Source organism: Psychroflexus sp. MES1-P1E, from assembly GCF_002836055.1.
Taxonomy (GTDB): domain Bacteria; phylum Bacteroidota; class Bacteroidia; order Flavobacteriales; family Flavobacteriaceae; genus Psychroflexus.
Map to the genome: position 1 here is coordinate 1 of NZ_PJBS01000115.1, position 7,950 is coordinate 7,950.

7 protein-coding genes are annotated in these 7,950 nt (G+C 33.9%); 1 reads left to right on the top strand and 6 read right to left on the bottom strand.

Annotated elements, in window-relative coordinates; translation table 11 throughout:
• Positions 1-371 precede the first annotated feature (371 nt).
• The 6 genes from CXF67_RS03105 to aceB all read right to left on the bottom strand — a co-directional run bounded on the left by CXF67_RS03105 (position 372) and on the right by aceB (position 6,106).
• Positions 372-590, bottom strand: coding sequence for a hypothetical protein (locus CXF67_RS03105; RefSeq protein WP_145990355.1), 219 nt, complete (start codon positions 588-590; stop codon positions 372-374).
• A gap of 273 nt (positions 591-863) precedes the next feature.
• Positions 864-1,358: a pyridoxal-phosphate-dependent aminotransferase family protein gene (locus CXF67_RS18600; protein ID WP_257984570.1), complete on the bottom strand. Its 495-nt coding sequence runs from the start codon at positions 1,356-1,358 to the stop codon at positions 864-866.
• Between the two features lie 60 nt (positions 1,359-1,418).
• On the bottom strand, positions 1,419-2,054 hold the full coding sequence (locus CXF67_RS18605; RefSeq protein ID WP_257984571.1) for a pyridoxal-phosphate-dependent aminotransferase family protein: 636 nt from the start codon (positions 2,052-2,054) through the stop codon (positions 1,419-1,421).
• An 83-nt stretch (positions 2,055-2,137) separates the two neighbouring features.
• Positions 2,138-2,359: an RraA family protein gene (locus tag CXF67_RS03115; protein WP_102087420.1), complete on the bottom strand. Its 222-nt coding sequence runs from the start codon at positions 2,357-2,359 to the stop codon at positions 2,138-2,140.
• Between the two features lie 276 nt (positions 2,360-2,635).
• A complete protein-coding gene (locus CXF67_RS03120) occupies positions 2,636-4,261 on the bottom strand; it encodes an isocitrate lyase (protein ID WP_102087421.1) in 1,626 nt (541 codons plus the stop codon).
• 246 nt (positions 4,262-4,507) lie between these two features.
• Complete coding sequence (gene aceB / locus CXF67_RS03125) at positions 4,508-6,106, bottom strand: malate synthase A (protein ID WP_102087422.1); 1,599 nt, start codon at positions 6,104-6,106, stop codon at positions 4,508-4,510.
• Positions 6,107-6,225: 119 nt separating this feature from the next.
• On the opposite strand from aceB, the gene CXF67_RS03130 reads away from it, so the two are divergent.
• Positions 6,226-7,704 carry a helix-turn-helix domain-containing protein gene (locus tag CXF67_RS03130; RefSeq protein WP_102087423.1) on the top strand — a complete coding sequence of 493 codons (1,479 nt, stop codon included), beginning with the start codon at positions 6,226-6,228 and terminating at the stop codon, positions 7,702-7,704.
• The last annotated feature ends 246 nt before the right edge of the window (positions 7,705-7,950 follow it).

Sequence of the window (7,950 nt, forward strand, 5' to 3'; positions counted from 1 at the left end):
AAATAGAGTTAAAGCTCTAAAACTGATAGACACCTCATTTTTGTTCTTAAAAATGAAAGATCGCTATTTAAATGTTTTATAAAAGAGATACATTAGACTCAATGAAGACCATTAAAAACCATTTGACTTAGAGATAATTAACTCCACATCTTCATTCAAAAAGTTCGAACTACTTCTCCCCGACTCCACAAATTAAATCTTAACATGTTTTTAATCCATTAATTATTAACATGTTAAGACTTTTTTTTCAAACCTGTATTGTTTTCATGTCTTTTTATACTCTATTTTGTCTATACCATAGTCTTCTAAAAGTTCATCGTACTCTTCTAACTTCACCAGTTTTATATGTATAATTACTGAATTTTTTCGGCTTAAATTTCACGAAATTCTTGGCTACACCATTTTTTTTTAATACCGATATAATTTTTGTTATGGTTCAAGTTATAGTCCTCTTTCAAATCGTCTAAATGACTGATGACAGTATCTACTATCTTCAACATTTTCTTGTTAGCTTTCTCTTCCCAATAGTCTCTATTCACTATCTCCACAACAGTATCCTCTTCCAGCAATTCAAATTTGGTTTTGTCCAAGACTTTAGTAAAAAACAAAGAAATTTTATCACCAAATTTAACAGCTTTCACCAGTATGGTAATAATGGAGATAAACCCATTGAATAATGAAATAACATTAAGAAAACAGCGGGTACCATCTTCTGCACTAATAACACCACAATGCTTGTATTGTGGGTTTCATTTGCGTTCAATATTACAGTGTTCAATGCTATGAATTATATAAGATTCATCTGTTTTTCCTAATTGAATTTCAACCTCTTAGCGTTTTAATTCCTCTAACCAATTTCAATTCTAGCATTTAAAGGTCAAACTATCGGTTTTTAAAAGTTTTTTTTGAAAAGTTTGAAGGCTTTTTCCAACTATTATTTCATGTCCTAACTCTAATAATACATGTTCTAAGGCAGCTAATACTGCAATAAGATCATTTGATGACACAGAACCCATGTGACCTATTCTAAAATAAGAGGCTTTTATTTCTGAAAGTAATCCCCCTGCAACTATAATATTATTATTGCCCATTTTAGAACGTAATGCAGCGCCATCGACGCCTTTGGGATAGTAAATTGCTGTTAAAGTATTAGCGGCAATTTTATTTGTTTTTGGAAGTATCTTTAGATTTAATGATGCTATCGCTGCTCGAAATGCCATTGCATAAATTTGATGCCTCTTAACCCTTTCAGTTATGCCTTCTTTACAAATTATCTTCAAACTGGTTTCTAATACCACAATTAAGTTAACTGCTGGTGTTCCGAAATACGAAGGTCTTCTTTCTTCGTAAGCGCTCATTACAGGTAACCAATTATTCCAATCTGCATAATAACTGCATACAGGGGTTTTCCTATTTTCCTAAACTCCCATCGCTTTTTCAGATACCATTAAAAGCGCAAGCCCTGGAGGTACGCCAATGGCTTTTTGAGACCCCGTTAAAACAACGTCAAGTCCCCATTCATCTTGATTTATGGCTTCTCCTGCAACCGAGCATACACCGTCCAAAATACTTATAGTATTATATTTTTGGGCTAATTTTGCTATAGGTTTCGGATCTACTAATATTCCGGTAGAGGTGTCTACATGTGTTATAGTCAAAGCTTTATACTGCTTCGCTTTTAGCTCTTTTTCAATAGCTTCAAGAGGTACAACTTCACCTAGAGGAGCTTCTAAAATAGTCGTTTTTGCTCCATAACGATCCAAAATATCTTTAAACCGTTTACCAAAGTACCCTGAAGAAATGACGAGTACACGGTCTTTTTCTTCTATAAGATTTGCAGCTGCCATATCCATAGCCAATGTACCAGTCCCTGCAACAATAAAGGGTTGACAATTGGGTGATTTCCAAACCTCTCTCATCAGCTCAAGGCTGTGTCCAAAAACCTCGATAAAATTTGGGGCTACATGACTAGTAGTCGCCATGCCCATAGCCTGTAATACCTCTGGTTCAAACTCAATTGGGCCTGGAATCATAAGTAATTTTCTGCCTTTCATTTTTTTGTATTTTATTAATCAAATTATATTTGCAAATAAGAATACCATCTGAATCTACATAGGTATAATCACCATAAATGAAATTAACACCCCCCAAGTTTTACTATACTATCTGTTTCTCCACTATTGTGTTTAATCCTTTTAACAGGAGAAGTGTTTAGAGCTCTTATGTCTATTTCTATAGAATTAATGAGTTGAGTATCGCGAAGACACCCATTTATAATAATGCCATTCCACTTATCCTCTGTGGCTAGTGTGGCTAACTGATTACCTAATAATGCACAATGCAAAGAGCCACCCCCCATCTACAACTAGTTCTTTGCCTGTACCATCAGATTTTAATTGCTTCCTGACTAAAGAGTTGTCTTCAAATAACTTTAGTATTGTAGTTTTACCTTATGATGATTTTTTCTTTCTGAAATGATTAAAAATAGGGTCAACACAATTTAAGAGGTCTTTATATTTATCCTGAAAATCAGCTATTGTCACCCTATTTAAAAGGTATTTTAAAAGTGATGTTTTTCAAAAATAGCATTGATAAATGTGATACTAGTACATACCACATTCATCACTTTATAGAATTATTTATCTGTAACAAGTTCTCGTTTTTCAAGCTTTTTATCGATTTCAAACTGATTACTTGTATTCTTCTCCCCTCCTGCTTTTATAGCTTTGTCTCCAGCAAAAAAACTTTTGTGATCGTCTCCTAAATCGGATCCTGCCATGCGTTGATGTTTAACACAAGAAACCTTGTTACGGATTTCTTGTCTCTGTACCCCTTTTACATAAGCCAACATGCCTTCTTCTGAAAAATATCCTTTGGTTAACTCATTCATATGAAGAGCGGTAGTATGATAGGTTGGTAAGGTAATTAGGTGATGGAAAATCCCTGCATCTCTTGCACTATCTGTTTGGAAGGTCTTAATTTTCTCATCTGCGCGATAGCATAATTCTGTAGCATCATAGTGTGAATCCATTAGATTATTCCTATCATAAGCTGTCATATTTTCACCTTCTGCAAGCATTTCTTCATAGACTTGATTACGGAAGTTTAGCGTCCAGTTAAAAGATGGCGAATTATTGTAAACCAATTTAGCAGAAGGGACAACTTCTTTGATTCTGTTTACCATATGCGCAATTTGTTTCACATTTGGAGTTGGCGTTTCAATCCATAAAAGATCTGCCCCATTTTGAAGACTTGTAATACAATCTAATACAACTCTATCTATATTAGAGCCCTCTTTAAATTTATACAACCCATTGGCTAATCTTAAAGGTCTCACTAATTTGCCGTCCCTTTTAAGAAGGACATCATCTTGTCGAGCCTCTTTCACGTCAATTTCTTCGGCTTCTACAAAGGCTAAATATTGAGAAGCTAAATCTCCAGGTTCGAGACTAACAGGCAATTTCTGGGTTAAGCCAGCTCCTTCAGAATCTGTTCTAGCGACTATAATCCCGTCTTCTACACCTAATTCTAAAAACGCATATCTAATCGCATTTAGCTTCGCAATAAAATCTTCATGAGGCACAGTTACTTTTCCATCTTGATGACCACATTGTTTGGCATCAGAAACTTGATTTTCAATCTGAATAGCACAAGCACCAGCTTGAATCATTTTTTTGGTTAACAAGTAGGTTGCTTCTTCGTTTCCAAAACCAGCATCGATATCAGCTATAATAGGAACTACATGGGTCTCAAAGTTGTCAATTTGATCTTGCACATCTTCTCCTCTTTCAAGTCTTTTAAATAAATCATTTAACTCAATAGCATCGGCTTGGCGCAAGAAATCATAAATTTCACTTATCAAAGATGGAACAGCCGTTTTTTCATGCATAGATTGATCTGGCAATGGTCCAAATTCTGAACGCAATGCAGCAACCATCCAACCAGAAAGATATAAATACTTTTTACTGGTCGTTTTGTGATGCTTTTTAATAGCTATCATTTTTTGCTGCGCTACAAAACCATGCCAGCAACCAAGAGATTGAGTAAATTTAGACGAATCTGCATCGTAAGCTGCCATATCTTTTCTCATGATAGCTGCTGTATATATAGCGATGTCTAAACCTGTTTTAAAACGATTCTGAGTAGCCATTCTAGCTACGCTTTCAGGATGTATGGCGTTCCAGCTTTCTCCATACTTTTCTTTAAGGGTTCTTACAGTCTGTAATGCAGAGCTGTAATTTGTTTTCTGTAAATTTTTCATAGTTTTGTATTGATTATTAAGGTTATTCTAGATTTTGATAATTAAGTCTCGTAAACTATTGCAGTAGTTGCGAGACATTTTTTTATTAGGTGTGTGATATAAAATAAAGTGCCTGAATTATTTACTGCTATTTTATTTGGCAGTAAATCAAAAACACAGACATAACACTAGATATGGCGAGTATTTTTAATGTAGCTGGCGAGTAAAAGAACAAGTAGGAATAGATGGGTTATTTCATAATAGACCCTAAATGTGTTTATACGCTAAAAGGGTTAGAAACTCTTCAAATTTTACTGAAACAACCAACTCATCAAAAAGATTGAAAGCCAATTCAAACTTGCTGTTCCTCAACTGTTCTTCACCGAATTCAGCCTTAATTTTTTTGACTTCATCGTTAAATAGGTCTTTGTACAATTCCATATTAAATTTTCTACCATCTTCGAGTTTTACTTCATTTTTTAACCACTGCCAGACTTGTGTTCTTGAAATTTCAGCAGTCGCTGCATCTTCCATTAAATTATAAAGGGCGACAGCGCCATGACCTCGCAACCAAGCTTCAGTATATAATACCCCAACATTAATGTTCTTTCTAATTCCAGCTTCTGTTACAGTGCCTTTAGGGAGTTCTACTAAATCTTTTTCAGTAATGGTGATATCGTCACGAGTGATATGTAATTGATTTGGCATTGGCATGTGTTTATTAAATTCTACCATAGCGACTTCAACTAATGCAGGATGTGCAACCCATGTCCCGTCATGGCCATTTTTAACTTCACGCTCTTTATCTTGACGAACTTTTTCCAAAGCATCAGTATTGGCTTTTTCATCATTTTTAATTGGAATTTGAGCTGCCATCCCTCCTATCGCAAGAATACCACGTTTATGACAACGTTGAATCACAAGTTTAGAATACGCATCCATAAAAGGGGTTGTCATGGTCACTTGATCACGGTTTGGCACAACAAAATTTGGATGGTTTCTGAATTTTTTGATATATGAAAATATATAATCCCAACGGCCACAATTTAAACCTACGATATGATCTTTAAGTTCAAAAATGATTTCGTCTAACTGAAAACTTGCCGTAATAGTTTCTATTAAAACAGTTGCCTTAAATGTTCCGATAGGTACCTCGAGGTAGTCTTGTGCAAATTCAAACACTTTATTCCACCATCGCGCTTCTAAATAATGTTCTAATTTCGGTAGGTAAAAATAGGGCGCAGTTCCGTTTTCTAACATTGTTTTGACGTTATGAAATACATATAAGCCAAAATCAGTTAAACTTCCTGAACTTTCTTCATTATTGATTATAATATGTCTCTCGTTTAAATGTAAGCCTCTGGTTCTTACCATTAAAACTGCTGTTTCTTGATTCAAATTATAAGATTTGCCTCGTTTTGAATCTAGCAAAGAAATGGTTTTATCATTAGCGTCGATTAAATTTTGCTGCCCTTCAATAGTATTTTTCCAACTAGGTGCTGTGCTGTCTTCCAGATCTGCCATAAATGTTTTGGTCCCAGAATTCAAAGCATTTATTATCATTTTTCTATCTACAGGACCTGTAATCTCCACACGCCTATCTTGTAGATCATGTGGGATATTTCCAGCTGTCCATTCCCCTTTTCTAATAGCTTCAGTTTCTTTTGGGAATTCAGGAAAATGACCTTTGTCAAATACTTTTTGTTGTTCTAAGCGATTATATAATAATTCTAATCGCTCTGAATTAAATTTTTCATGAAGCAAGGTTAAAAAGTGAAGTGCTTCATCTGTAAGAATGTCTGGATAGTAATTAATTACATCTTTTGAAAAATTTAATTTGGGTTGTTTTAAGTGCGTATGTTCCATAATATTATTGATTTACATTACAATAGTATAACAAAGATTCATAATACACAAGCGAACGTTCGCTAAATGTGAATATTCGCAAAATAATAATATTCGCAAAAAAGCCTATATTTGTTTTTATGGAAGAAAATTATATCAAGCTCATATTTGGATTAAAGCTAAAGCAGATAAGGACTGAAAAGAAATTGTCTTTATTCGGATTGTCTAAACTTTCTGGTTTATCAAAGTCTTATTTGAATGAAATTGAAAATGGAAAAAAATATCCTAAGCCAGATAAAATTGCTACACTTTCAGAGAAACTGGAAGTTCCTTATGATCAAATGGTTTCTTTAAAGTTGGATAAAAATTTGGCCCCCATAGGCGAATTGTTGCAGTCTAAAATATTAAAGGAAATACCACTAGAGCTTTTCGGAATTAAGGAAAGTAATTTAATAGATATTGTAGCCAATGCACCTGTAAAAGTAAACGCATTTATAAGTACTATAATTGAAATTGCACAGCATTATAACTTTAGTAGAGAAAGTTTTTTCCTTGCCTCTGTACGTTCATTTCAAGAAGCAAATAATAATTATTTTGATGATTTAGAACAACAGGCCTTAAATTTTTCAAAAGCCTATCAAGTGGATTTAACAAAACCCCTCTCCTCTAGTGATCTAGAAGACATATTAATTGAAGAGTATGACTACATTATTAACAACAGAGAATTAAGTAAATATGAAGCTTTAGGGAATTTGCGATCTGTTTTTGTACCTAAAACCAAAACCCTATTACTTGCCAATGGCATTGATGAAGGACAGCGAACGTTTATTTATGCTAAAGAAATCGCCTATAATTATTTAGAAATTACGGATAGGTTACATACTTTTCCATGGATTAAATTCCAGAGTTTTGAGCAGGTGCTCAATAATTTTTATGCCTCCTATTTTGCTGGAGCGCTCATTATTCCTAAAAATGAATTGACCTTAACCTTAGAGACCATTTTTGAAAAAGAGACTTTTGATGAAGCTCTATTTCTTAAAATGTTGAGAGCTTTCAACACTTCACCAGAATTATTCTATCAACGTTTGACCAATATTTTGCCCAAAGCATTTAATATTAAAAATTTATTTTTTCTAAGGTTTACTCATAAATCAGGTTCTGAAGAATTTCACTTAAACAAAGAACTTCATTTATCTCATCAGCATTCACCTCGGGCCAATGAAAGCAATGAGCATTATTGTAGACGTTGGGTCTCCTTGAACGTTTTAAAAGAAATAAGTGAAAGCAATAATTCTCATGAATTTGATATTCAAATTTCTAATTACCCAGGTCATGACACAAAGTATTTAGTCTTCTCATCTGCAACTAAAGATCCTTTTAAACACAATCAATATAGAAGTATAAGTATTGGGTTACTAATGAATAAGCAATTAGAACGCAAGTTGAAATTTTTAGAAGATCCGACTATTAAAAAACAAGAAGTTGGCGTAACCTGCGAACGTTGTGCAATTATTGACTGCAAAGTGAGGCAAGCTCCAGCAGTGATTTTGGACAAAGACGATAGAAATAAAAAAATAGAAGTAATCGTTGAAGAATTAAATTCCAAGTTTCAAACTTAGGGTCTGCAATGAAATAACCTGCCTATTTCTACTTGCTATTTTGCTATCATTCCAAAAAATTAAAAACCGGGCTACAACCTCTAAATTCGCCATGGCCTTGGCCTATATTTTTATATAGTCTAGCCTTAGGCCTTTTTCCACAATCTTTAGAGCCTTAGCATTTCGTTTTCTATCTTTATCCGTTCATTTTGTAAGTCGCCAGAAAAATGGTGATAGTAAATTCCGATTTCGTTTAGTTTGTTTTTA